This is a genomic window from Pseudomonas lutea, from assembly GCF_000759445.1.
GTDB lineage: Bacteria > Pseudomonadota > Gammaproteobacteria > Pseudomonadales > Pseudomonadaceae > Aquipseudomonas > Aquipseudomonas lutea.
In genome coordinates, this window is sequence record NZ_JRMB01000001.1 from 847113 (window position 1) to 871891 (window position 24779).

A 24779-nucleotide genomic window follows, 5' to 3' on the forward strand; every position below is an offset into this window, starting at 1 on the left:
GCCATTGTGTGGCCGTAAGCCAAGAAGCAAGCCGCCCCCACGTTATCTCTGACGTGGAGGCGGCTCCGGGGGGGGGGGTCAAATCGGCGGATTCAACGGGGTTAAAGCTAGCAGCGGACCCTACCGTTAGCGAGCTAACTTTCTGCAAAACACTGTTCCCGATTCGGAAAGAATCTGCCGAAGACCCCAGCGATAACCGCCAATCACATCCTTGCCAAAAAAGTCCGAACTCCTCGCGAAGGCTCAAAGTCCACCTTTAACGCTGACCACTTTGCGTTGAAAACTTTAAGGAGAGCGACATGACTGATTACCCGAAACCACCTTTCAAGCCTCAGCAGCAGCCGGTTCCCGGCGATCAGAGCAGAATGGAGCCATACCCCGATTGCGGCGAAACCAGCTACAAGGGCTCGGGCCGCATGAGCAACAAGATCGCACTGATCACCGGTGGTGACAGCGGCATTGGCCGTGCCGTGGCCATTGCCTTTGCCCGTGAAGGGGCAGACGTCGCGATCTCGTACCTCGATGAGCATGAAGACGCGAAAGAAACTGCCCGTTGGGTGGAAGAGGCAGGCCGTCAGTGCCTGCTGCTGCCGGGCGATCTGACCGCTAAATCCCAATGCGAGGCTATTGTCGCCGAGACCGTGAAGAAATTCGGCCGCATCGATGTGCTGGTCAACAACGCAGCCTTCCAGATGACCCATGAAACGCTGGAGGAAATCCCGGACGAGGAGTGGGTGAAGACTTTCGATCTGAACATCACGGCCATGTTCAGAATCTGCAAGGCGGCATTGCCGTCGATGGCGGCGGGCAGTTCGATCATCAACACCAGCTCGGTCAATTCCGATTCACCCAAGCCCACGTTGTTGGCGTATGCGACCACCAAGGGCGCGATCGCCAACTTCACCGCAGGCCTGGCCCAGTTGCTGGGTGATCGCGGCATTCGGGTCAACAGCGTCGCGCCAGGCCCGATCTGGACGCCGCTGATTGTCTCGACCATGCCGGAAGAGCAGGTCAAAACGTTCGGTGAAGAAACCCCTCTGGGTCGTCCCGGCCAACCTGTGGAAGTCGCTCCAATCTACGTGCTGTTGGCGTCCGACGAAGGCAGCTACATTTCGGGCGCTCGTTACGCAGTGACGGGCGGCAAGCCGATCCTCTGAATCCTTCGAGGGCTGCATAGCAAAAGGGGCTGCACATGCAGCCCCTTTTTTTGTCGAGTGTCCGTCAGATTCACGTGCCTTTGACGGTGCTTTTGAGGTCGTCAGCCATGTTGACGCCGGCGTCCGAGACCGTTTCCCACGCCTCGCTCACCGTGGACTTGGCCTTTTGTGCCATGTCATCGCTGGCTTTGCCAAAAACCTTATTCTCTTTCTCGGTGCTCGGCAATGCCGCACCCAGGGCAGCGCCGAGGGCGATGCCCATGGCCGCCAGCGCCAGCGGTTGCTCGCGGAGCATGTACTGGAAACTGCCCTGCAGGTTACGGCTTTGACGCAGCAGCGCGTCTTGCGCAGAACCGGCCGATGACGACAGTTTGTCTTTCATCGCGGAGGTCTGGGCGCCTGCTTGCTGTTTGAAATCGCCCAGGGTCTGGCTGGCGGATTCGCCGAACTGACTGACTTTGTCACTGGCGTGATGCCCTGACTCCCTGGCATGGGCGGTGGCGCCGCTGAACGCTTCGGTGACGCTGTGGGCTGCGCCGCTGAACCTGTCTGCCAGGTCGCCAAACATGGAAGAGCCGCTGCTGCCAGTGCTGTAGCCGGGCTTCTGATTCTGTCCGAGCATCAGCCAGGCAACGCCCACGGTGGTGAGCAGGGCAGGCATCGGGTTGTTTTTGATCGAGGTCCCGAGGTTGCCGAAGAACTCACCACCGTTTTCCTTGGTGAAGGCCAGCGCCTGATCGATCAATTGCCCCGGAGACAGTTTGTTTTCCAGTGCATCGACGATGTTCTCGATGTTGGCCCGTCGCGCGTCGATGTTGCGCTCGATTGCGTCCGGGCTGTCGCCGGCCACGCGTTCGCTGCGGTCACGGCCGAATTCATCGTCGGTGGCAAAGCTGCTTTCGATGCTCATGAGACTTTCCTCTGAATGGCGTCTTTGTCCTTATGGAGCGAATTCATGGTGCGCTCCGGGGCGAGGTGTGTGGCTTCCAGGTGTTTCTTCCCGGACTGAACCATCACAAAGCCGACGATCATGGCGATCACGCCGACGATCAACGCGGCTAGCCACGGCGCCATAACCATTGCCAAGGCGTAAACGGCGGCCAAGAGCAAAATGACCAAGCCTGCGAGCATGACCACCATGCCACCGGCCAGCGCAGCGGCGGCGGCTTTAGCGGTGGCCACGGAGCTGCGGATTTCAGCCTTGGCCAGCGCCAGCTCTTCGCTGATCAGCGCCGGGACCTCGTGGGTCAGCTGACGGATCAGGCTCAGCACCGAGGTGTCGCTGTCACCGTTGCCACGTGGCGGAAGTTCTGAATTGATCGACATTAGAATTCTCCTCGGGGTGCGGGCTTGTCAGGCGCTGGCGAAATCGGCGATGACGGGGCGGTCGAGGCCGGGCTGTTCACAGTGCCGGGGTCGGAGTTGAAGCTGCCCAGCTCGGCGCCGGACTGCTGGATGCCCACACCATCGTCAAGGTCGGTGGTGGCGGAACCGTGGGCGGTGGGGTCATGGGGGGCCAGCGGGTCGGGCGTCTGGATGGGCGCGCCGCGCACCGCATCACCTCTGTAGGGGTGCTGTGCCTTCAGTGCGTCGCCTTCACGGTTGCTTCCGTCCGTTCCTGCACTGAACCCGCCGTCGCGTTCGCCTGCCGGGTATTGCGGACTGGCCCCCGAGGTGGACGAGGCATCCGTAGCAGAAGCGCTCAGGTCTGAGCTACTGGCGCGCAGGAATCGCGACAACCCGAAGCCCACCGCCACGCTGCCGGTGACGAACAGTGCCGGGTTCTCGCGGGCGAGCCGACCGGCCTGCTGCAGCATTTCTTCTGCACTTTTGCCACGCATGCTGGAGGCGAAGGCGCTCAGGCTCTCGGCGATGTCGCTGATGTAATGAGAGATGCCCAGCGTGTCCTTTTCCTGCAGGTCTTCTGCCGCGGCGCTTGCGGTTTTCGCCAGGTTCTCGAGCTGATCGGCCGCGCTGTCACGGTACTGCCCGAGCTGTTCGGTGCCATGTTCGCGTGCGCTTTCAAGCACATGCTTCGCGTCGTCTTGCAAGGTGTGCAGCGCCTCTCCTGGAGACGCGGGGCGCGCTTGAGCGCCTGCGGTGTCTTCACTGAATGTGGGCATTTGATCATCATCCTTAACCGAAACGGGATATAGGCAGCATCCGATGACGGGCGCGCCTGCTCATTTCACGCTGCAGAGAACCTGCACGCTTATAAAGTTGAGCAACGCTGCGATGACCGAGTTCGGGGTTGAGGACGAACGGTCGAGCACTTTGTCAGAAGGCCGCGCGCCGGGCGTTTGGACCTATCCGAACGAGCGCTTGAGGGTCCGTCTGAGGGGGAAAGGTAAGGGCGGTAACGGGCTGAATGCGCGGAGAGAACCGCGCATTCAGAGGGGGAAGCAATCAGCCTTTGCTGTGCTCGTCAGACGTTGGCGGGTTGGCGACGCCGCGTGGCCCGGCGATGCCCCAGATGACCAGGCCCACCACCGGGAAGATCAGAATCAACACGGTCCAGCCCAACTTGGCGCCGGAGGATTTGGTGCTGCGCCAGACGCTGGCGATGGCCCACAGATCGACGAGCAGGATGATGATCGCCACGGCGGTCGAGAATACGCTTTCCATCTTCTGTACCTCCTGACTGGGGTTACATTGCGGGGACGCCGGTCACCGCTTCAGGTTCGACGACAGGGATTTCGGGACGGCCCGGGGTCAGGATGACCTTGCGGCAATCTTCTTGTTTCTTGTCGAAGATCTTGTAGCCGTCGGCAGCCTGCTCAAGGGACATGCGGTGGCTGATGATGGCCTCGGGGGCCAGGCGACCGGCTTCGATGTGTTCGAGCAATTCCGGCAGGAAGCGCTGAACGTGAGTCTGGCCCATCTTGAACGTCAGGCCCTTGTCGAAGGCATCGCCAAACAGGAAGCCATGAATGAAGCCCGCGTACACGCCAGGCACGCTGACCACGCCGCCACGGCGCACGGCCGCGATGCACTGCCGCAACGCCTTGCCGCTGCTGCCTTCCATTTTCAGGTTGGTCAGGATGGTTTCGGTGGTGCTGCCCTTGGCTTCGAAACCCACCGCATCGACCACGCCGTCCACGCCGCGCATGCCTTTGGTCTGGCGAATGATGGTATCGGCCGGGTCATCGTCTTCGTCGAAGTTGATCGGGATCACGCCATAGGTCGCCTGAGCGTAGGCCAGGCGGTACGGATGGTGGTCGACCATGAATATCTGTTCGGCGCCGAGCATTCTGGCGACCGCAGCGCTCATCAGCCCGACCGGGCCTGCCCCGTAGATGGCAATGCTTGAGCCTTTGCCGATCCCGGTATTGAGCACGGCCTGATAGCCGGTGGGCAGGATGTCAGAGAGGAACAGCACTTTCTCGTCAGACAGGGTGCCGGGCACCTTGAACGGCCCGGTATTGGCCTTCGGTACGCGCACCAGTTCGGCCTGACCGCCGGGGATGCCGCCATAAAGGTGACTGAAACCGAACAGGGCCGCTCCTGGTGGAATGGCCTTTTTGTTCATGATGGCGCCGCGACCGGTATTGGTGGTTTCACAGGCGGCATACAGGTCGATGTTGCAGAAGAAGCACTCGCCGCAAGCGATCACGAAGGGGATCACCACACGGTCGCCGCGCTGAACCTTGGTCACTGCCGAACCGGTTTCTTCGACGATACCCATGAATTCGTGGCCGAAGATGTCACCGTGCTCGACGGTCGGTATCTTGCCGCGATAGAGGTGCAGGTCGGAGCCGCAAATGGCGGTGGCGGTGACGCGCAGAATGATGTCGTCGGGCTGTTCCAGGACCGGATCGGGGACGGTGTCCACTTTCACGTTGTGGGCGCCGTGATAGGTGAGTGCTCTCATTGGGATTCTCCGCGAGTGAAAAATTCAGATGTCTGAATAGCGGAGCGGCAAGCGAGGCGTTTAGTTCATGACTTTGCATGGATGAGGGATTAGCGGTGTGCGTGACGCGAGCAAAAACATCGTCACCGGAGGCATCTTTGTTCGGCGCCAAGAGCTTCCCGGCTGAAGCCGGTCCCACGAATCGCGTGGGCCAAACCAGTGGGATTGGCTTTAGCCCGTCCCAGCAATCGCCGGCCAACCTGTGGGACCGGCTTTAGCCGGGAAGGGGCCAGACCGTTCACCTCAACCCTGAAGCGATCGCTCGTGCAGTCCCTCAAATCACCCCCGGCAAAGCCTGTCTCACCACCTGCATGGCGAGTCGGAGCCTTCAGCCCTTGGTCTTGGTCGGATCCGCAGCGCGCAGATAGGTACGCTCTTCCTGAATCGTGCCGTCCTCCTTGTGGATCTTCAGCGACGCTGTTTTACCGTCCAGATACTCGCTGGCCAGGCTGACGATTTCCGTCTTGGTGCCTGCCGTCTTGGAGGCGCGCGCCGCGCCTTCCTTGGTCAGTGCCCAGCCGTTGTCGGTTTTGGTGATGTGGTAGTTGTCCATGGTTTCCTCCAGTTGATGAATCATTTGAGGCCGACACGCTTGCGCATCTCGGCCGTGATGGTCTGTCGGGTCTTGGGCAGATCGGCCCAAGGGTCTTCTTCCAGTTCGGCGAGCCGCTGGTGCACGTTGTGAATGTTCCAGGCATTCGCGCCTTTGATCTCCAGCAGTTCCTCGCGGTTAATCGGCACCGACACCGGCAAGCCTTCGCGTGTACGGACCGAATACGCGCTGATCGTCGTCGCGCCCAGGCCGTTGCGCAGGTAATCGATGAAAATCCGCCCCACGCGATTCTTCGGCCCGGACACGGCAGAAAACCGGTCCGGCAGCAGCTTGGCGATGTGCTTGACGATGGCGTGGCTGAAATCCTTCACCGCGTCCCAGTCAGCCTTGGGCGTCAACGGCACGACCACATGAATGCCCTTGCCGCCGCTGGTTTTCAAAAACGAGGTCAGGCCCAGCTCATCCAGCACGGCTAGGGTCAGCTGCGTGGCCTCCACCATACTTTTCCAGGGCAGGACCGGGTCCGGGTCGAGGTCGAGGATGAACCGGTCCGGACGCTCCAGGTCTTTGGCGACGGCGTTCCAGGTGTGCAGCTCCATGGCGCTCATCTGCACCGCGCCGACCAGCGCTTCGATGTTGTTGATCAGCATCACCGGGTGGCCGGTGTATTCCTTGCCCATGGTCTCGATGCCCGGGATGGCGAGGCGATCAGCGTTCTTCTGGAAAAACAGCTCGCCGCCGATGCCCTCGGGGGCGCGTACCAGCGCCACCGGGCGTTGAGCCAGCTGCGGCAGAAGCCACTCCGAAATGCGGATGTAGTAATCAGCGAGGTCGCGTTTGGTTGCGCCGCCGGTGGGGTCGATGACGCGCTCGGGATGGGTCAGGCGGATCTTGCCACTGGTCACCGCCGGTTGCGCAGGCTTGGCTGCGGCCTTGGCTTTGGCAGTTTTCGGTGATTCTGTCGCGTCAGCCTTGCCGGATTCTGCAGCTTTGGCGGGTTTAGCCGCCTTGGCTGGCTTGGCTGGCTTGGCAGGCTTCGGCGATGCAGCAGCCTCAGCCTCAGCCTCAGCTTCAGCGCTGTCGCCGGCAGCGGGGGCCGGGGCAGGGAGCTCCTCGGTGATCGACTCGGCAGGCTTGTCGTTGCGCAACCCGTGGAACACGGCGTGCCGGACTGATCCCTCTTTGGTGATCTCGGCAAAGGCGACCTCTGCCAACAGGACCGGCTTGAGCCAGTGCACACCCTTGGCCTCAAAGCCGGTGGGCGGATTGACTACCGCAGCCTGCTTGGCCTGCAATGGCGTCAACTGATCGAAGATGGTCCCCAGGGTCGCCTCGTTGAACCCGGTGCCTACCTTGCCCGCGTAGCGCAATTCGCCGCTGTCGGCGTCGTGCAGCCCCAGCAGCAGCGCGCCGAATTTGCTGCGTGCGCCTTTGGGGTCGGTGTAGCCCACCACCACGAACTCCTGACGACGCTTGCACTTGAGTTTGATCCAGTCACCGCTGCGGCGTGACACGTACGGGCTGCCCGATCGCTTGCCAATCAGCCCCTCCATCTGCATCTGGCAGGCACTGTTGAGCAGGGCGTCGGGCACTTCGTCGAAGTCTTGCGAATAACGCAGGACTTCGTCCTCGCTGCGCTCAAGCACCGTCGCCAGGGCGGTGCGGCGCTGCTCGACCGGCACTTCGCGAAGGTCCATGCCGTTGAGAAAGGGCATGTCAAAAAGGTAATAGACGATGTTGCCGCTGCGGCCCGCTTCGAAGGCGTTCTGCAGGGCCTGAAAGTCCGGCACGCCTTGTTCGTTGGCCACCACCATTTCGCCGTCAAGCCAGGCTGATTCCAGTCCCAGCGCTGCGATGGCTTCGGCCTGGCGAGGCAGTTTGTGGGTCCAGTCATGGCCATTTCGGGTGAACAGCTGGACGTTGCCATCCGCGACCCGCGCCATGACCCGGTAACCGTCGAACTTGATCTCGTAACGCCAGTCGCCCTCGGGGGCAGAGTCCACCAGCGTGGCCAGCTCTGGCTTGAGCAGCGCAGGCAGTTCACCCGGCGCGGCGCCTGACAGCTGTGCCTTGGCGGGTTTCTTGCGCGAAGCCGGAACGCTCTCGACGGGTTTGGGAGCGGCGGCTTTCCCTCCACGTTTTTTAGGGATCAACGTCCGGTCACTGAGCACACTGTCCGGCAGCGCCTTGACGACGTCGTATTCGGCTTCCGGGCGGGCCGATTCGTCTTGATGCTTGATCAGGAACCATTGCTCCTGCTTGCCGGGAATATGGGTTTTGACCAGGTTCCAGACGCCGCCAAGCTTTTCGCCCTGAAGCTCGAATTTGAGTTTGCCTTTCGCATAGGCCTCTGCAGGGTCGGAGAGCGGCGTCCATACCCCACGGTCCCAGACGATGACATCCCCCGCACCGTAATGCCCTTCGGGGATGTGACCTTCGAAACTGGCGTAATCGAGGGGATGGTCCTCTACGTGAACGGCGAGGCGTTTGATCTTCGGGTCCAGCGACGGACCTTTGGGCACGGCCCAGCTCTTGAGCGTGCCGTCGATTTCGAGGCGGAAATCGTAATGCAGGCGGGTTGCGTCATGCTTTTGGATACAGAACTGCAGGGCATGCGCCTGACCGCGCTTTTTGGCGGCCGTACGCTTGGGTTTCGCGCCGCCCGACGGCTCGGGCGTCGCGTCGAAATCGCGCTTGCGGTTGTACTCGTCGAGTCCGGCACTCATGACTTTCTCTCCCTTTACCTAACGCTGCTCGGTGGCCTCCGCTAGCATCGCCAACGTCTGTTCCATCTCGACAATGGAGGCCTCAAGTGTCACGAAGCCTTGAGCGATGCTTTGCGAATTGTCGACGGTCTGGTGCCCGGCAAGCTCGGGTACCTCGCTGAGTTCCAGACGGGCGAGTGCCTCGACACAGGCCCGAAGTGTGTCCAGTTGATTGAGCACGATTGCCATCTGATTGCGTATCGCATCGCTCATGTCCGGCTCCTGCTTGTGGTGCAACGATCGGGCTATGTATCAGGCCCGCATTTGTATGGCATCAGACACAAAAAAGGCAGGGCTTTCACCCTGCCTTCATCAACTAAACCGGGTACTAATCCTTAAAAGGATTAATCGGCTTACTTGGCAGCGTCGCCGCCGTGAGCCTTGGCCAGTTCTTTAGCGTGAACCAGGTGCTCTTTCAACTTGGGCAGCATCTGAGTTGCGAAGGCTTTCAGCTCTGGATCTTTGCCATCAGTGGACTCTTTCTCGAACAGCTTGATGGTCTGTTCATGTGCAACAACCTGATTGTTGGCGTAGGCCTGATCAAACGACTTGGCGCTGCGCAGTTCCAGAATCATCGACTTGGCTTTGTCCATCAGCATCGCGTTGTCGGACACTTCCAGCTTCTTGGTGTCAGCAATGCCTTTGAGCTTGGTGTTCGCCTCGGTGTGATCCTTGATCATCATCGCAGCGAAAGTTTTCACGTCGGCAGCGGTGCCTTTCTCTTGCGCCAACTTGCCGGCTTCAACTTCAGCAACGCCCTTGGCAGAAGCGTCTTCCACGAAGTCATCGTTATCCTGCGCAGCGAATACGCCCTGGCTGCCCACCGCCATCAACAGAGCCAGTGCGGAAGTCTTGAATAGTTTGTTCATCGTGAAGTTCCTCTTCAGTGTATTGATTCGTAGGAGCCGCTTTAAGCGCCCGTATTCTTTCCGACGGGGCCATTTGTAAAACGTTCAGAGAATTTTTAAACAGATCGCCCGGATGGATTCGTCGACGGGTTAACCGGATATCAAGGGCATCTTGATACGGCCGATTAGTGCAGTTGCAGATCCACTTGCGACTCGAACCACTCGCGGTAGGGAGTATTAACTGCCTTGTATCGATTGAAGTCTGGTGAGCCGTCCGTCCACCAGACCGGACCGCGCTCGCCAAGGGCGATTTTCGCTGCATTCACCTCGGCGCGGGCGGCTTTGAGGGCCGATGCATCGTCCTGCCGCTTCGCCGCTTTGACCGCCTGACGCGCTGCCATCAAGGCGTTGACCCAGCGCTGGCGTTCATTTTCATCCAGCGCTGGATTGCTGCAGCGCCACAGCTGACCCTTGACGACGATGTAACGCCCGTCCGGCGTCGATGGGTATCTCACCGGGTCCGCGTGACCGTCAGCACAACGGCGGCGATGCGGTCAGCCTGCTGATAGGTCTCGGTTTCCAGCTCCTCACCGAATACGTCCGGGTCCATCTCGCGGTAGGACCAGGCAAGATCAGGGCGGTCGATCAGCCCCCGAGCCTGTTGCAGAAAGACATCTTCGCCGTCGATGGAAGGCGCGCCGGTGTACAACAGCACGCTGCCGCCTGGCGCCAGTCGCTCAATGGCCTGCCCGAGAATGCGCACCGACAGTTCCGAGCCCAGATGCTCGCCGCCATGGCGGTACGCGCGCTCCTGGGTGTCTTTCATGTAGGGCGGATTGGCGACGATCAGGTCGAATTCGCCCGTGGTGCCTGCCAGGATGTCGCTGTGATAGGCAACCACGTTATCGGCCTTGGCGAGAGACGCGTTGACGGCGGTAAACCGCAAGGCAGTCGGGTTGATGTCCACCGCGAGTACGTGTGCATCGCGACGGGCCCGGCCAACCAGAATCGCGCCGACGCCACTGCCGCAGCCGATGTCGACGGCGGTGCGGATCGGGTGTGAGGACGTGCGCAAATGGTCTTCAATCGCCTGGGCGAAGCGGTAGGTGTCGGGGCCGAAGAACACCGAGTCATGCGCCACCGTGGGGAAGGCGGAGTGGACGAACAACAGGTCGTCAAGGCTTGACCAGCGCACTTCGCTGACCCACATGCCAGCGTGGGCGCGGAGAATACCGCTGGCCAGCAGAGTTTCCAGTTCGGTTTCATCGAGCAGGCCGGTTTCAAAGGGCCGGCTCCAGCCGAACACATCGCGCAGCGTGCGGGCTACCCGATTTTCATCCCGCGCGTTGACCCGCTGGTGAGTCAGCGGCGTAACCGTGACGAAACGATAATCCTCGGCTTGTAGATGCTGACCCAGTTGCAAAAGGGCGAGGTCGTGGCTCTCATCGGTCAGTTCCGGGGCGTCGAGTTCAGTGTCGATTTGCGGCTCTATTACGTTCTGCTGATTCATCGAGTCAGGCTTCCTTGCGCCAGTTGGCGAGCATAGATACGGGTGGCGGCAAGGCCTTCGGGAGTCGGATGTGCATCGGGCGCGATCAACCGGACCAGTTCAGCGAACGGCAGGGCAGGCGAGGCGTCTGGTCGGCCGGTGTCGGTGGATGCCACGTGGCGGCGGCGAAAGCGCGTACGGAAAGGATTGTTCTGGCCCGGCGCTTGCCAGTCGCCCGCGATCCAGTCCTTGAGCAACTGCATTTCGTAGCCGCTGAAAACGCCAAACATCACGGCGCCCGGCCCGTCGATCAGCTGCCAGAAACGGCTGTCCTGAGGGTCCTGATTGCGCTTGATCCAGCCTCGGTCTTCCAGAGCAGTCAACAGCTGGCGGCTTTGGCCCGGCGTGGCAAGCCAGTCGTTGATGGTGCGGCCTTCGAGGCGGCAGTAGTCCGAATGCATGTGTTGACCGAAGGTGCTCTTGGTCTCCAGCATCGACACCACTTCTTCTTCCAGATCAAACCCTCGAACGATGTCGGTCGAACCCAGGCCCAGGTCGTTGAGCAAATAGCCCGCTTGCAGGCGCTGCAGGAATTCGCCTTTGCTGTCGTCATTGGGCAGCAAGTCCAGCACAGCCTGTACGGCCTTATGGGCATGGCCGGAGCTGGCGTTATCGATGGTGACGTGCAGGGTGAAGTAATAAGGATCAATGCCCAACTCGCTCAGCTCGAACGAGGTGATCAGCAAGTGCAGCGGCAGTTGCTCGTAGCCCAGGTTGTAGCCCAGCACCTCGGGCAGAAACTCATCGCTCAGATGACCAAGGCCCAGTTGAATCGCACCCTGCAAGTACAACGCATCGTCCAGCGCAGCGATGGGTGCGCAGTCGTGTTCGGTGAGCAGGTTGCGGTACAGCACCACGTGGTTGAGTGCAGGTTCGCCGTCACCCAACTCTTCAAGATAAGTGCGAATCAGGCCGTGATAGCGCCAGTCATCGGCGTGCTTCACAGTGCCGTAAAGCCAGGCGCCATCGACCAGCTTGCTCGGCGCAACGCTCTGCAGAAAGTAAAGCGCATGGGCTTTGTTGGTGAAGAATTTGCGAGGGCCGCCTGCGCGGCGCTCTTCCAGATACACGCGGTAGCGCTCGGCCACCGAGTGGCTGTTGCTCGCCACCCATCCAGACAGGTCGGCCAAGTCAGCAGGCAGGTTCGACGGAAGCTTTTTCGCGATCTCCAGTTGCTCATGGAGAAAGTCACGCACGTTGTCCTGCTCGCCTTCAACCTGTCCACGCAACAGACGGGAGTACAGCGAGTAGTGGGCGCCGGTGGATACATGCGCCGTGGCAGAACGCTCGGAAAGTAGCTGTAAAGAGGTCATGGATAGCCTGCTGACTTTTCTTGATATGTATGTCAGAGGGAGCCGCTTCCCGAAAATTCAAAAGAGTTGCAGCGCAGTCGATGATCGACACCTGTTGCCGATGAAAGGCGAAGTTAGTGCTCAGTATAATTACGCCCGACGGGGTAGGGGCTCGCGTTCCTGCGAGAGGGTAGGTCAGGCGCATGAATGGCGCAGGTTGATCGAGGGTCGCGGGCAAGCGCGCTCCTACACCGATATGCGGTGTGGGTGGCACCAACTTAGTGGGACCGGCTTCAGCCGGGAAGACGCCGGTATGTGCGCCCTCCTATTAGAAGGATGCCGCACAACTGCCAGACGAAAAAACGGCCTCCATTGCGGAGGCCGTCCGGGTTCACAGCGGTTTATCAGACCACGAGGTCAGTGGCATGCAGCTCCTTGACGCCCACCAGCTGGATCTCGAAGTCAGGGGTCGCATCGGCGTTGACGCTGCCGTAGAGAATCCCGTCGGCGAAACGCAACTGGCCGGTCGCATCGTTGCTGTCAAAGGCGTTGTTGCCGATGAAGGTGAAGTGGTCCATGCCCGGGGTCTGCGGATTGGCGTCCAGGCCGCTGAAGTCGAGCAAGTCACCTTCGGCGGTCTTGAAGCCATTGATCACGTCGCGCAATACGCCCACACCCATGTCCGCAACGGAATTGAACACATAAGTGTCGGCTCCGGTGCCGCCGGTCAGCGTGTCAGTGCCCAGACCACCGATCAGACGGTCATTGCCTGAACCACCCACCAGCGTGTCATTGCCCGCGCCGCCGTTGAGTACGTTGGCGCCGCTGTTGCCGGTCAGGGTGTCACCAAAGGCACTGCCGATCAGGTTTTCGATGCTCTTGAGCGAATCGAGCCCCGAGCCCAGCGTGTTCTGCTGCGCCGAGGTCGACAGCGTCACGGTGATCCCCGACTGAGCGCCGCTGTAGGAGACCGTGTCGTTACCGTCACGTCCATCCAGCACGTTGTTGCCGATGCCGGCGAACAGCACGTTGTCCAGCGCGTTGCCGATACCGTTGGCCGCATCGCTGCTGTCCAGGTACAGGTTCTCGACGTTGCTGCCCAGGGTGAAGGTCGCCAGGGTGCTGTGCACGCTGTCGATGCCGCCAGAGACACGATCGGCGTTGGTTTCGATCACGCTGTCGCCGCTGTTGTCGACGTAGTAAGTGTCGTTGCCGTTGCCGCCGCTCATGCTGTCGGCCCCGCCTGCGCCGTTGATCACGTTGGCTGCCGCGTTACCGGTGATGAAGTTGCGCAGGTCGTTGCCGTTGCCGTCGATGGCGGAAACGCCCGTCAGTACCAGGTTCTCCAGATTCGCGCCGAGGGTCCAGCTGACCGACGCCTGCACGGTGTCGATCTGCGAAGGTGAGTCGCTGGATTCGGTAACGCTGTCAAAGGCGTTGTCGACGATATAGATGTCGTTGCCGTCGCCACCGCTCATGGTGTCGGCCCCGAGGTCGCCGTCCAGCGTGTCGTTGCCGGCCGAGCCGACCAGGGTGTCGTCCTGGTCAGTACCGAAAATCATGCCGCCTTCGTTTTGCGCGCCGTCGAAGATTGCCTGCACGCTGTTGTTGTCGCTCGGGTCGCCATGGAAGCCCAGGTCGTCGGCAATGTAGTCGGCCAGACGCTGGCCGACGATCTCGGCGGACTCTTCGTGCAGGTGCCAGACGTCGTCCGGGTAAACCAGGGGGTCGACCTCATGGCGCAGTGGCAGGTCGGTGTAATCCACCGCCAGCTTGACGTCGTCGCGCTGGGCGGCAATCGCCTCTTGCGCGGCGCGGACATAGCCAACGCCCTCAACGATGCCGGCGATTTTTTCTTCCGAGAAACCGCGAGCGCGCGCCGCATCCTGGTCGTAGTGACCGGTTTCCATCATGTACACGTTGAAGTTGCCGAACTGCGCGTGCAGGTAATCGAACACCGACAGGGTCGCCGCCTTGTAGGCGGCTGCAGCAGCGTCCTTGTCCGAGGCGCGGGCGATTTCCTGCGCCGCTTCCTCGCCCTGGCCCCAGATGATGCCCATGGTCACCTTGTCGATTGACTTGAGCTCAGTGAGCTGGTCGTTCAGCAGGGCGACGGCACGCAACAGGGCAGGGCCCGGCTGGTCGATATCGGTCAGCCACCAGCACAGCTTCAGTTCTTCGGCGCCAAGGGTGGACATGCCGTTGACCGTGCTGCCGCCCACTGCAATGTCGATCCCGTTGCCGTCGGCGTCGTTGAACTGACTGCGCACGTCGTAGGTGGTGTACTTGCTCAAGCCGTCCACCAGCATGGAGGTGCCGGACTGGCTGTCATCTTCGGTCATGCGCAGCAGACGCGCATTGGACTGGCCGAGGGTTGGCAGGAACAAGATCTCCTGATCGGCCCGGGAGCCAAACACGAAATCGTCGGCGGTCAGGGTATTGAGGTAGTTGCCGCTCAGGGCGATCTCGAAGCGATGACCGTCAGCGTCGGGCTGGCTGGATTTGATGTACGTCTTGTCGCCAGCGGCGTTCAGGCTCAGGTACAGCGTGCCGTTGCTGCCGTCACCCAGACCGAGGAAGCCCAGGCCGGACACATCGATCTTGTCTACGCCGTGAGTAAAGTCGTAGATCGTGTCGGTGGCCGTGACGCCGCCGGTGCTGTAGTCGCGATAGCTGTCCTGGACGCTGGTGTAGCGGAAGGTGTCGGCACCTTCGCCGCCGTACAGCGCGTCACGTCCCAGGCCGCCGTCGATGATGTCGTCCCCGGCGCCGGCGCGAATAGTGTCGCTGCCACCCAGACCCAGGATCAGGTCGGCGCCTGCGGTGCCGGCGATCGTCTCGCCGTTGTCGGTGCCGGTGAGGGTGCTCGCCGGTGCATCGGCCACCGCCAGGGCAAAGCTGTCACTGACAGAAGCGCCTGACGGGTCGGTGGCCTTGATCAGCAGCGTGTAAGTTCCCGCCGCAGTGCTGGTCGGCGTGCCGCTGAAGGTCAGCAGCGTGCTGTCGAAGGTCAGCCAGTCGGGCAGGGCGCTGCCATCGGCCAGGGTCGCGGTATAGCTCAGCGTGTCGTTATTGCCGTCGGTAAAGCTGTTGCTGGTGACGGCGTACGTGAACGGCGAGTTTTCGGTGGCGTTCTGGTCGAGCAGCGGTATCACCACCACGGGTGCGACGTTAACCGGCACGTTCTGGTTGGCAAAGATGAAATGGCTGGCATTGAGACTGCCGGTCAGGTTGCCGGCCAGGGACAGCTCAAAACGGTTGCCGTTGGCGTCGGCCACGCTGTCCTTGATGTACGTGCGGTTGTTGCCGGCGTTGTAGGTCACCTGCAGCGTGCCGTTCTGGCCGTTGCCCAGCGCGGTGTAGCCGAGGGCTGACACGTCGATCTTGTCGGCGGCGGCATCGAAATCAAGGATCTGATCGCTGACGCTGCTGGTGGCGGTGCGATAGCTGTCCTGGGTAGAGGTGAAGCGGAACACGTCCGCACCCGCGCCACCGGTCAGTTTGTCTGCGCCGGCACCGCCGATGATGACGTCGTTGCCGTCACCGCCATTGAGTACGTCGTTGCCCGCGCCCCCGAACAATTGATCGTTGCCCGCAGTGCCCGTGAGGGTGTCGTTACCCGGCGTGCCGTTGATTACGCCCGGGGTCAGCGGGACGTCCTGCACTGCGAGGGTGAAGCTGTCGCTGACCACGGCGTTGCTGGCATCGCTTGCGGTGATCTTGATCGCGTAGGTGCCCGAAGCCGTGTTGCCCGGTGTGCCGCTGAACGTGCGCGTGGCGGCATCGAACGTCAGCCAGGCCGGCAGGGCGGTGCCGTCTTCCAGGGTCGCGGTGTAGCTCAGGTTGTCGTTGTCCGGGTCGGTAAAGCTGGTGCCCGGTACCACGTAGCTGAACGGCGTGTTTTCGGTGGCGTTCTGATCAAGCAGTGGATTGGCCACCACAGGTGCCTGGTTGACCGTCGGCGGGGTGGCGAAGACGAAATTGGCGCTGGTCAGCTTGTCGACATAATTGCCCGCGAGCGCAACCTCGAACCGGTTGCCGTCCGCATCGGCCGTCAGCGACTTGATGTAGGTCTTGTCGCCAGCGTCGTTGAGGACCGCATACACGGTGTTGTTCATGCCGTCGGCCAGCGCGGTAAAGCCCAGCTTGGACAGGTCGATCTTGTCGGCGGTGACATCAAAATCGGTGATCAGATCACCCAGGTTAGCGCCGCCTTCATTGTAGTTGCGGTAGCTGTCGAGCCGGCTGGAGAACGCGAACGTGTCAGCGCCCGCTCCGCCGCTCAGGGTGTCCTGACCGGCGCCGCCGTCCAGGCGATCATCACCGCCGCCGCCCGCCAGGCTGTCGTTGCCCGCCAGGCCCAGAAGTGTGTCCTTGCCCTCGGTGCCCTGCAGAGAATCGTTGTTGGCGGTGCCGGTGAGGGTGCGGTTGAAGATGAAATTGTCGGCGGTGAGCGAGCTGACCAGGTTGCCCGTCAGAATCAGCTCGAACCGGTTGCCGTTGGCGTCGGCGTCGTAATCTTTGATGTAGGTGCGGTCGTTGCTCGCGCTGTAGCTGACCTGCAAGGTGCCGCCACGGCCGTTGCCCAGACCGGTGAAGCCCAGGTCGGCGAGGTCGATCTTGTCCTTGGTCGGGTCGAAGTCGGTGATGGTGTCATCGAAGCTGGTGGTCGCGTTGCGATAGCTGTCCGTTTCGCTGGTGAAGCGGAAGATGTCTGCGCCCGTGCCGCCGCTGAGCTTGTCGACGCCGGCGCCGCCGATCACGATGTCATCACCCGCGCCACCGTTGATGGTGTCATTGCCGGCCGCGCCGTAGAAAATCTCGTTGGCATCGGTGCCCAGCAGGGTGTCGTTGCCATCGGTGCCCTGGACTGCAATGACCGGCACGGTGTCGCTGACGTAGCTGCCATCGCCGTACACCAGGGTGTCGCCCTTGGTGGTGTGGCTGATGGTGTTGCCGATGATGGCGTTGCGATCAGTGCCGTCTTCGTTGCGCTCGGCGACGCCGTAAGTCGACAGCGCGCTGCCGTTGATGGTGTTGCCCTGGACCGTGTTGTCGCTGCCGTTGAAATATTTGCCGGAAACGCCCTTGGTGTCGTCGTAGGACTGAATGATGATTTCCGGCACGCCGCCACCCAGGGCGTTGTTGCTCAGGGTGTTGTTGATGACGTCGACGTTGTTGCTGCCGTAGATGCGCACGCCGGCGCTGCTGTTGTCGTGGATGTCGACGCCAGTGAGGGTGACGCCGCCGGACAGTTTGATCAGCACGCCTTCGGCGCCGTTGTCATACACCTCGCCACCGGTGATGGTGATGTTATTGGGCGAGGGGATGTTCTCGCTGCCACGCTGTACAACGATTCCGCCGCCGCCGTTGCCATAGGCAACGTTATTGCTGAGGGTGAAGTCGTGGGTGCTGGTCACGACGTTGAAGCCGTGACGGTCGTTGTCGTAGGCGACGTTGTTTTCGAAGGTGCTGTTGCTCAGGAAGTCGGCAACAAAACCGTCCAGGCCATTGCCGTGGGACACGCTGTTCTTGATGACCATGTTGACGGTCTGTTCATGCGGGTCGAAACCGTAACCGGAGCAGTCCTTGATTTCGACGCCGTCCAGCGTGACGTTGGAGTCGTAGCCTTCCTTGCCAGGAATGAAACCGTTGAACCAGCCATCGATCTTGCCGGTGGTGTTGTCCCGGTTGCCGTCGATGGTCAGGTTGCTGAGGCCGAAGTCGTGGGTTTCTTCTCCGTAGGCGGAGCGGATGACGCCGGTGATTTTGGTGTCAGAGCCGTCGGCCACTTTGATGTTCGAAACGCCCATGCCGTCGCCGTACATGTAGACGTTGCTTTTGAGCATGAGACAGCCGTCAGACGGTTCTTCGCCGCCCGTCACGATGTAGGTCCCGGGCGGTACGTACACTTGTCCTCCGCCGGCCGCCGCGGCTGCATCAATCGCTTGTTGAATCGCCGCGGTGTCGTCAGAGACGCCATCTCCTTTGGCGCCAAAATTTTGGACGTTAAAAATCATGTACTTATCTCCGGTTCCAGGCTGTGGTCGTACTGCGTGCCAATTTCCGATCGGCTTGCACCGCAGGTATGACCTAACTGGATGGGAAAGTTGTAGCCGTATGTCGGGAAACCGTCGTTTTGTGACGACCGGCACATTTCGGTTGATTTTTACGTCAGGTATTTGACGAATTAAGGGTGCGCTTTTCTGGCACGGCGAGCGGTTTTAGAACCTGTCAATTGGCCCTGCAACTACGCCGTGCACGTTTCTGTAGGAGCGCGCTTGCCCGCGAAGGGGTAAATGCGGTCGACGGCGATGTATGTGGATGCTGGCGAAAGGGTTCTGGCTATCACCGCTGCAGCGTCTGCCCCGGCGGGTTCGCCAGCAAGCCGGCTCCTACGGGTCATTTAAACGTCGCCGGTTGCATGTTTTGGCGGGATCGACCGTAGGAGCGCGCTTGCCCGCGAAGGGGTAAATGCGGTCGACGGCGATGTATGTGGATGCTGGCGAAAGGGTTCTGGCTATCACCGCTGCAGCGTCTGCCCCGGCGGGTTCGCCAGCAAGCCGGCTCCTACGGGTCATTTGAACGTCGCCGGTTGCATGTTTTGTCGGGATCGACCGTAGGAGCGCGCTTGCCCGCGAAGGGTTAGTCGTGGCGATGGCTGGTTTCGGTGGAAGCTGGCGCGAGGGTTTTGGCCTTCGCTGCTGCAGCGCTTGACACAGCGGGTTCGCCAGCAAGCCGGCTCCTACAGTGGGACCGTGTGCATCCAACAGGTCCGCCGTTTCGGGTTAGGCGTACGCATCAGGTGACACGTTCGCATTGGGACACGTCCGCATTGGGGTGACACGTTCGCATTGTCGTGACGGGTACGCGTTGGGTGATACGTACGCACTGGGCTGATACGTACGCATTGGGGTGAAGGGTACGCATTGGGTGATACGGGGCATTGGGGTGGTTTGTGCGTTTTTCGTGGGACCGGCTTCAGCCGGGAAGGCGTTAGCGGTCGCGATTGACGATCAGGCCACTTCCGCCGGGGCGCAGCGCAGGCAGTCGCGGCCTTCGCGTTTGGCGGCGTACAAGGCTTTGTCGGCCATGGCGATCAGTGCTTCGGCGCTGATCTGAGGCGCATTGGCAACCGCGACCCCGAGGCTGATGGTGACTTTGGCGCCAGCGCCCAGCGCCGGGTGTGGCACGTTGAGCGCTGACACCGCGGAACGCAGGTTTTCCGCCAGCGCCCGCGCCTGAGCCGGATGGGCATGGGTCATCAACACCAGTATCTCCTCGCCGCCAAACCTGAAGGTCAATGCGTCAGCCTTGTTCGCGGTGCGCTGAATGACCCCGCTGAGCAGCCGCAGGCACGTGTCGCCCTGCAGATGCCCATAGTTGTCGTTGTAGGATTTGAAGTGATCGATGTCCAGCAGGATCACCGCGACATTCATCGGCACCTCCGCAGCCCGGCTCCACAGGGACGCCAACACCTCACCCTGAAACCGCCGATTGAACAGCTGCGTAAGGGAATCGATGCGCGCCAGTTCCAGCAGTTGCTTCTGCAGCAACCGCCCACGCAGCGCAAACAGATAACTCAGCCGACTGCCGTGCTCCAGAAACCAGGACGCCATCAGCAGCAACGCGACGGTCGACACAAACAGCAGCGCGTTGGCCTGCCAGATCTGAAAGTCGGCGAAGTCGGCGATGTAAGTGGTCACCAGCTGGAACGTCAGCATGAATGCCATCGCTACGGCCGAGTAGCGGATCGGCAACTGTTGAATCACCGTGCAGTAAACCATGATCAACAGCATGCCCAGCTGGTAATGCAGCCGGAACGGACTCTCGCTGAAGATCATCACCACCAGCGGCATCAGCGAGCACAGCACAGTGCCGGTCCCTGCGGCCGCTTCCACAACCGCACGGGTCTTGGCGCGAAGCACGATCACCGTCAGGAAGATAAACAAGGGCGTGATCAGGAAAACCCGCCCAAGCGCCACGTAGGCAAACATGTCGTTGAGACTCAGCCAGTCGCTGACCATGAACACGTTGTAAATGATGCCGCCGGTAATACCGACCGCTGTCAGAAACCGCCGCCGCTGTTCAAGGGTTTCGGCCTCATACCGTGACTCCAGTTCGGCACTGAAACGCAGGCCACGGAAGCGCGACGCGATAGTGCGGTCGACCTCGGCGAGGACTTGCGCATCGTTGGGGCCAGGGCGGTCGAGGACAAAGGAAAGCATGATGCACCAAAAGGGTGAGTTGACCGGACTATGACAGATGAGTGATGCCTTAGTGCCATCATTTCGTCGGAATACGTTTCGGGTGCCGTTGGTCCTCACCGGTCACCCGAAAAAACAGGCGCCAATTTAGATGCGGAAGCTGCCGACCAGCTGAGTCAAGCGTGCCGACTGACTTTCCAGGTCAGCACAGGCGCGTAACGTCGCTTGCAGGTTTTCAACGCCTTCCTGGTTAAGCGTATTGATCTCGGTGATGTCGACATTGATGGCCTCGACCACCGACGTCTGCTCCTCCGTTGCAGTGGCCACCGACTGGTTCATGGCATCAATCTCGCCAATGCGCACGGTCACGCTCTCCAGGCTGGTACCGGCCTGATTGGCGATGCTGACGCTTTCATGGCTCTCGCGCTGACTGTCGTTCATGATCGCCACCGCTTCACGCGCACCCAGTTGCAGCTCCTCGATCATCTTCTGCACCTGGCTCGCCGATTCCTGGGTGCGATGAGCCAGGCTGCGGACCTCGTCAGCCACCACGGCGAACCCACGGCCGGCTTCACCGGCACGCGCGGCTTCAATGGCCGCGTTGAGCGCCAGCAGATTCGTCTGCTGGGAAATCCCGGTGATGACTTCGAGAATCTGCCCGATGTTGGCGGTCTTGGCGTTGAGCTGTTCAATCTGCTCGCTGGCGCCGCTGATGCGCGTGGACAACCGGTTCATCGCTTGAATGTTTTGACCCACCACCGCCTGACCGTTTGAAGCCAGATCGCGCGCATCGCTGGAATGCCCCGAGGCCATCGCGGCGTTCTGCGCGATTTCCTGCGCCGCAGCGCCGAGTTCGTTGATTGCCGCTGCCACGCTGCTGGTACGGTTGGCTTGTTGATCCGAGTTCAGCATCGAGGAGTTCGATGCACTCACCACGCGCAGGGCCACTTCATTCAGCTGTACGGTGGAGGAGGCGACTTGACGCATCGAATCATGGATTCGCCCGACGAAGAGGTTGAAGCCGTTGCCCAAGTAACCGAACTCATCCTGGCTGAGGATTTCCAGACGCTTGGTCAGATCACCTTCGCCGGCAGCAATGTCGTGCATCGCCCGGCCCATGGTGTTCAGCGGACGCATCAGCACGTTCAGCAGCACACCGAGCAGCAGGATGATCAGCACCACGGCAATCACCGTGGCGACGATGGCCGAAGTACGGAAATCGCCCAGCGCGGCGTAGGCCTGTGCTTTGTCGACGGCGATGCCGACGTACCAGTTCACTGAAGGCAGGCCGTTGACGTGGGCGAAGGTGATGATCTCCGTGCGGCCGGCGTGCTCGCTCTCGCTGATGTCCTGTGACAGGCGAGGCGTCGCATCGGGGTAAACCTCGGCCAGGGTTTTCATGACCAGCGAGGTGTCCGGGTGGACGAGGATGCGGCCGTTGGCGTCAACCAGAAAGGCGTGGCCGTCGTTTTGCAAGTGCAACGCGCTGATCATTTTGACCAGTACTTCGAGACTCAAGTCGCCACCCGCCACACCGCTGACACCGGACGGGCCTTTGACCGGTGTGGCAATGGTCACGATCAGGCCTTTGGTCACGGCGTCCAGATACGGTTCCGTCAGCGTGGTTTTGCCAGCCTTCACCGCGTCGGTGTACCACGGACGGGTGCGCGGGTCGTAGTCGCCGGGCATGTCGTCAGGCGGCTGGGTAAAAAATGAGCCGTCATTTTTGCCCAGATAGATGCTCATGAATGTCGAGATCAGGGTCGGCTGGCCGAGCTGGCGGTTAAGCGCGTCCTGGGATTGCGATGTGGCGGCCGCTTCGGCCACGTTTTCCACCAGCAGGATGCGTCCCGACATCCAGTTCTGGATATTACCCGCCGTGCTTTCGCCCATCTGGTTCAGACTTTCCCTAAGCTGATTCCGGATGGCATTGCGTTGCAGATAATCGTTGTAAAGGGTGAACAAGCTAAACGCCGCGATCACCACCAGCGAGGCCGCCAGCAGGATTTTGTGGCTGAATTTCAGGGATTTGGTCATGCCGTACGAGCCTTCAAGGTGTTGCAGGGAAAGAAACACAGTCAACGGGGCTATCGGCTGGGGTTTCTATAGATGAAGACCGTCCTCCAACTAATCACCTCTATTTGAGTGGAATCGGACAACCGGTCGCGGGAGGGGAGGGAGAAGGAGGCCCATGGGCGAAAAAGCGAGGGTGAGACAGGGAGCAAGCGGCAGCCGAGTGGCACACCGCTTGATAGCGTTTAGCTGGGTTAATCACTCAAAGCGTATGGCTGTAGACCAGCGCGTAGGATTCGATACCGTCGTTTGGTTCTTTGATGCCGGCATTGGAGTAGTGGGTGACCCGAAGGGCCACGCGTTGGGTGTCGCCGAACTTCAGGCCGGCGCCCAGGCGATCCTCGAAGTTGAAAGCGGAGCCGAACTTCTGATCGCCGGCACTGGCACCGGTGAACATGGAAACACCCACGCCCGCTTCGATAAACGGCTTGATCTGGCCGCTGCCAAATTCATACACGAACACCGGAGCGAAGGACACCGAGTGACGTGCACCGGCTTGTTTACCGGCTTCCCAGTAGGTGTAACCCAAGTCCCAGTAGCCGGTCAGTTTGCCCGTCGAGCTTTCAAGCCAGGCCTTGTCCCAGTCAAAACCCAGTCCCACGCGGGCAGTGACCCCGCCTTGACTGGTGGCACCCAGGGCGCCGGACATCTGGGTTGCGTTGGCATTCATTGCCAGTGAGGACAGGCACAGCGCAGCAAGCAATAATTTTTTCATGATTTAACTGCCGAAAATTGTAAATGGGACCCGGGGTACAGCTCACTCGAACGGATATGAGGCATAGTGCCACTACTAAGTTCCATTTGGGTTCACATTTTTCCTGCTCGGCGGCGTTCCTCGCTTCTGCCAAACCCGTCGAGCTAACAGTTTTGCCATCGCCCCGACACTTTCCTAACGAACGGATGCCGCGGTGATGCTCTGCATTGATCAATAATATTGGGGCTCGGCAGTAAAAAATTCCGCTTTCGTCAAACGTATTTAATCTCAACAATGGGCTTACTTAGTTCCGACCCAAGGACCCTACGATGAGCCTTTCGCCGTTCCACCTCGCTATCCCTGTTTATGACCTTGCGGCCGCGCGGCATTTCTACGGTGACGTGTTCGGCCTCTCGGAGGGCCGTTCCAGCGAACAATGGGTGGATTTCGACTTCTATGGTCATCAGTTGGTCATCCACGAGCACCCCAAAACCACTTCCCAGGAATCAGTGCATTCCAACGCCGTGGATGGCCATGACGTGCCGGTGCCACACTTCGGCATCATTCTGCACTGGGAGCAGTGGGAGGCGCTGGCGCAGCGTCTTCGCGATCGCGGCACCTCCTTTGTGATCGAACCGTACATCCGCTTTCAGGGGCAGGTGGGGGAGCAGGCGACGATGTTTCTATTCGATCCCTGTGGCAATGCGCTTGAATTCAAGGCGTTCAAGGACATGAGTCAGTTGTTCGCCAAGTAATCGCGCCATTGAAGCAGCGGGCCTGACGCCGCTAGCGCGCCTGGCCCGTCAGCGTGTCGATCACGCAGGTGCGGAACAGCGCCTGAAGCGGCGACTGCCGCTGCAGGTATTTGGTCACCAGCACGATTTCGCGAAAGAAAACCATCTCGCCCAGATCGATAACCCGCACGTCCCGGGCATGCTCAAGCCATAAGCCGGCCATCGGCACCAGCGCCACGCCCAGGCCTGCTCGAACCATTTTGACGATGGCGTCCAGTTCGTCGAGTTCCAGCGTTTGCCGGACCTCGAGTTTGCGTTCGCGCAGAAATTGAGTCACCCGCCGGCCACCGAACGAGCGTTGATCGTAGCGAATGAACGGTTGCTCGCTGAGCAACTGTCGCGGGTCGTCTCCCTCCAGATCAAGCGGTGCGACCAGCACGAAGGGCTCCCGGGCAATCACCTCGGCGTGCAATTCCTTGGGTAACGCAAACGGCGGTTTGATCATGATCACCAGGTCAAGCTCGCCGGCGTCGACCTGGCTGAGCAGGTTCAGCGACACGCCGGGTATCAGGCTGGCTTCGATGAACGGCGCCTTGCTGCGCAGGGCCACCAGGGCCTGAGGCAGGATGCCGGTCTGCGCGGTGCTGATTGCGCCAATGCGCAATGAGCCCCGAAAGTCATTGGCGCTGTCGGGGGTGCCCATTCGCACGAACAGCTGAAGCATCTCTTCGGCCAGCGTCACCGCGCGTTGCCCGGCTGCATTGAGCGTGGCGGCGCGACCGGTGCGGTCGAACAGGCTGACGCCCAAAGTGTCTTCCAGGTTCTTGATTTGCGCGCTGACCGCCGACTGGGTCAGTCCCACTTCACGGCCCGCAGCCGCGAAGGTGCCTCGGCGGGCGACGCAGACGAAGGTTTTCAGCTCTCTGATCATCGTCAGGTCCTGGGCGGTGGTGAAGTCGTGTGTGAGCCGTTGCACAGCGGCCTTGAAGCGGCCGGC

At 60.8% G+C, this 24779-nt stretch carries 19 protein-coding genes and 1 pseudogene; 2 read left to right on the forward strand and 18 right to left on the reverse strand.

Annotated elements, in window-relative coordinates; translation table 11 throughout:
- The first annotated feature begins 299 nt into the window (after positions 1-299).
- Complete coding sequence (locus LT42_RS03515) at positions 300-1157, forward strand: SDR family oxidoreductase (protein WP_037009998.1); 858 nt, start codon at positions 300-302, stop codon at positions 1155-1157.
- 70 nt (positions 1158-1227) lie between these two features.
- On the opposite strand, the gene LT42_RS03520 is transcribed toward LT42_RS03515, so the two are convergent.
- From LT42_RS03520 to LT42_RS03595, 17 genes and pseudogenes are all read right to left on the reverse strand, one after another.
- Positions 1228-2067 carry a DUF3618 domain-containing protein gene (locus tag LT42_RS03520; protein WP_052075037.1) on the reverse strand — a complete coding sequence of 280 codons (840 nt, stop codon included), beginning with the start codon at positions 2065-2067 and terminating at the stop codon, positions 1228-1230.
- Positions 2064-2483, reverse strand: a complete 420-nt coding sequence (locus LT42_RS03525; protein ID WP_037010000.1) for a phage holin family protein — start codon at positions 2481-2483, stop codon at positions 2064-2066. Before LT42_RS03525 ends, LT42_RS03520 begins: the two co-directional genes overlap by 4 nt.
- A complete protein-coding gene (locus tag LT42_RS24825) occupies positions 2483-3280 on the reverse strand; it encodes a hypothetical protein (protein WP_052075039.1) in 798 nt (265 codons plus the stop codon). Before LT42_RS24825 ends, LT42_RS03525 begins: the two co-directional genes overlap by 1 nt.
- Before the next feature lie 283 nt (positions 3281-3563).
- A complete protein-coding gene (locus LT42_RS03535) occupies positions 3564-3782 on the reverse strand; it encodes a PLD nuclease N-terminal domain-containing protein (RefSeq protein ID WP_037010003.1) in 219 nt (72 codons plus the stop codon).
- Between the two features lie 22 nt (positions 3783-3804).
- A complete protein-coding gene (locus LT42_RS03540) occupies positions 3805-5028 on the reverse strand; it encodes a zinc-dependent alcohol dehydrogenase (RefSeq protein WP_037010004.1) in 1224 nt (407 codons plus the stop codon).
- A gap of 367 nt (positions 5029-5395) precedes the next feature.
- The gene (locus LT42_RS03545; RefSeq protein ID WP_037010006.1) at positions 5396-5620 is read right to left on the reverse strand and encodes a DUF2188 domain-containing protein; all 225 of its coding nucleotides are present in this window, start codon (positions 5618-5620) and stop codon (positions 5396-5398) included.
- Positions 5621-5640: 20 nt separating this feature from the next.
- Positions 5641-8346 (reverse strand): DNA ligase D, encoded by a 2706-nt coding sequence (ligD, locus tag LT42_RS03550; protein WP_037010008.1) that lies wholly within the window; start codon positions 8344-8346, stop codon positions 5641-5643.
- An 18-nt stretch (positions 8347-8364) separates the two neighbouring features.
- Positions 8365-8598 carry a hypothetical protein gene (locus tag LT42_RS03555; RefSeq protein ID WP_052075041.1) on the reverse strand — a complete coding sequence of 78 codons (234 nt, stop codon included), beginning with the start codon at positions 8596-8598 and terminating at the stop codon, positions 8365-8367.
- Between the two features lie 140 nt (positions 8599-8738).
- The gene (locus LT42_RS03560) at positions 8739-9254 is read right to left on the reverse strand and encodes a DUF4142 domain-containing protein (RefSeq protein ID WP_037010010.1); all 516 of its coding nucleotides are present in this window, start codon (positions 9252-9254) and stop codon (positions 8739-8741) included.
- Between the two features lie 164 nt (positions 9255-9418).
- Positions 9419-9748, reverse strand: coding sequence for a hypothetical protein (locus LT42_RS03565; RefSeq protein WP_037010012.1), 330 nt, complete (start codon positions 9746-9748; stop codon positions 9419-9421).
- Positions 9745-10743, reverse strand: a complete 999-nt coding sequence (locus LT42_RS03570) for a methyltransferase (RefSeq protein ID WP_081955300.1) — start codon at positions 10741-10743, stop codon at positions 9745-9747. The genes LT42_RS03565 and LT42_RS03570 overlap by 4 nt, the downstream gene beginning before the upstream one ends.
- Positions 10740-12095 (reverse strand): iron-containing redox enzyme family protein, encoded by a 1356-nt coding sequence (locus LT42_RS03575; RefSeq protein WP_037010014.1) that lies wholly within the window; start codon positions 12093-12095, stop codon positions 10740-10742. Before LT42_RS03575 ends, LT42_RS03570 begins: the two co-directional genes overlap by 4 nt.
- A gap of 383 nt (positions 12096-12478) precedes the next feature.
- Positions 12479-18094, reverse strand: coding sequence for a putative Ig domain-containing protein (locus LT42_RS03580; protein ID WP_037010015.1), 5616 nt, complete (start codon positions 18092-18094; stop codon positions 12479-12481).
- Between the two features lie 996 nt (positions 18095-19090).
- On the reverse strand, positions 19091-20302 hold the full coding sequence (locus LT42_RS03585; RefSeq protein ID WP_037010016.1) for a GGDEF domain-containing protein: 1212 nt from the start codon (positions 20300-20302) through the stop codon (positions 19091-19093).
- 126 nt (positions 20303-20428) lie between these two features.
- Positions 20429-21268, reverse strand: a complete 840-nt coding sequence (locus LT42_RS26440) for a methyl-accepting chemotaxis protein (protein ID WP_420806889.1) — start codon at positions 21266-21268, stop codon at positions 20429-20431.
- 15 nt (positions 21269-21283) lie between these two features.
- Positions 21284-22318 (reverse strand): annotated as a pseudogene (locus LT42_RS26445) (HAMP domain-containing protein); the annotation flags it as partial.
- Between the two features lie 238 nt (positions 22319-22556).
- Positions 22557-23069, reverse strand: coding sequence for an acyloxyacyl hydrolase (locus LT42_RS03595; RefSeq protein WP_037010019.1), 513 nt, complete (start codon positions 23067-23069; stop codon positions 22557-22559).
- A gap of 308 nt (positions 23070-23377) precedes the next feature.
- Here LT42_RS03595 and LT42_RS03600 point away from each other — a divergent pair, with 308 nt between their 5' ends.
- Positions 23378-23803 (forward strand): VOC family protein, encoded by a 426-nt coding sequence (locus LT42_RS03600; protein ID WP_037010021.1) that lies wholly within the window; start codon positions 23378-23380, stop codon positions 23801-23803.
- A 31-nt stretch (positions 23804-23834) separates the two neighbouring features.
- On the opposite strand, the gene LT42_RS03605 is transcribed toward LT42_RS03600, so the two are convergent.
- Positions 23835-24713 carry a LysR family transcriptional regulator gene (locus LT42_RS03605; RefSeq protein WP_037010022.1) on the reverse strand — a complete coding sequence of 293 codons (879 nt, stop codon included), beginning with the start codon at positions 24711-24713 and terminating at the stop codon, positions 23835-23837.
- Positions 24714-24779: the final 66 nt, after the last annotated feature.

Bases quoted from the DNA above. Each gene is read 5' to 3' on its own strand.
- LT42_RS03520 (WP_052075037.1), bottom strand. From the start codon at position 2,067: ATGAGCATCGAAAGCAGCTTTGCCACCGACGATGAATTCGGCCGTGAC.
- LT42_RS24825 (WP_052075039.1), bottom strand. From the start codon at position 3,280: ATGCCCACATTCAGTGAAGACACCGCAGGCGCTCAAGCGCGCCCCGCG.
- LT42_RS03605 (WP_037010022.1), bottom strand. From the start codon at position 24,713: ATGATCAGAGAGCTGAAAACCTTCGTCTGCGTCGCCCGCCGAGGCACC.
- LT42_RS03560 (WP_037010010.1), bottom strand. From the start codon at position 9,254: ATGAACAAACTATTCAAGACTTCCGCACTGGCTCTGTTGATGGCGGTG.
- LT42_RS26440 (WP_420806889.1), bottom strand. From the start codon at position 21,268: ATGCGTCAAGTCGCCTCCTCCACCGTACAGCTGAATGAAGTGGCCCTG.
- LT42_RS03575 (WP_037010014.1), bottom strand. From the start codon at position 12,095: ATGACCTCTTTACAGCTACTTTCCGAGCGTTCTGCCACGGCGCATGTA.
- LT42_RS03600 (WP_037010021.1), top strand. From the start codon at position 23,378: ATGAGCCTTTCGCCGTTCCACCTCGCTATCCCTGTTTATGACCTTGCG.
- LT42_RS03570 (WP_081955300.1), bottom strand. From the start codon at position 10,743: ATGAATCAGCAGAACGTAATAGAGCCGCAAATCGACACTGAACTCGAC.
- LT42_RS03580 (WP_037010015.1), bottom strand. From the start codon at position 18,094: ATGATTTTTAACGTCCAAAATTTTGGCGCCAAAGGAGATGGCGTCTCT.
- LT42_RS03535 (WP_037010003.1), bottom strand. From the start codon at position 3,782: ATGGAAAGCGTATTCTCGACCGCCGTGGCGATCATCATCCTGCTCGTC.
- LT42_RS03595 (WP_037010019.1), bottom strand. From the start codon at position 23,069: ATGAAAAAATTATTGCTTGCTGCGCTGTGCCTGTCCTCACTGGCAATG.
- LT42_RS03585 (WP_037010016.1), bottom strand. From the start codon at position 20,302: ATGCTTTCCTTTGTCCTCGACCGCCCTGGCCCCAACGATGCGCAAGTC.
- LT42_RS03525 (WP_037010000.1), bottom strand. From the start codon at position 2,483: ATGTCGATCAATTCAGAACTTCCGCCACGTGGCAACGGTGACAGCGAC.
- LT42_RS03515 (WP_037009998.1), top strand. From the start codon at position 300: ATGACTGATTACCCGAAACCACCTTTCAAGCCTCAGCAGCAGCCGGTT.
- LT42_RS03540 (WP_037010004.1), bottom strand. From the start codon at position 5,028: ATGAGAGCACTCACCTATCACGGCGCCCACAACGTGAAAGTGGACACC.
- LT42_RS03555 (WP_052075041.1), bottom strand. From the start codon at position 8,598: ATGAGCGATGCGATACGCAATCAGATGGCAATCGTGCTCAATCAACTG.
- ligD (WP_037010008.1), bottom strand. From the start codon at position 8,346: ATGAGTGCCGGACTCGACGAGTACAACCGCAAGCGCGATTTCGACGCG.
- LT42_RS03545 (WP_037010006.1), bottom strand. From the start codon at position 5,620: ATGGACAACTACCACATCACCAAAACCGACAACGGCTGGGCACTGACC.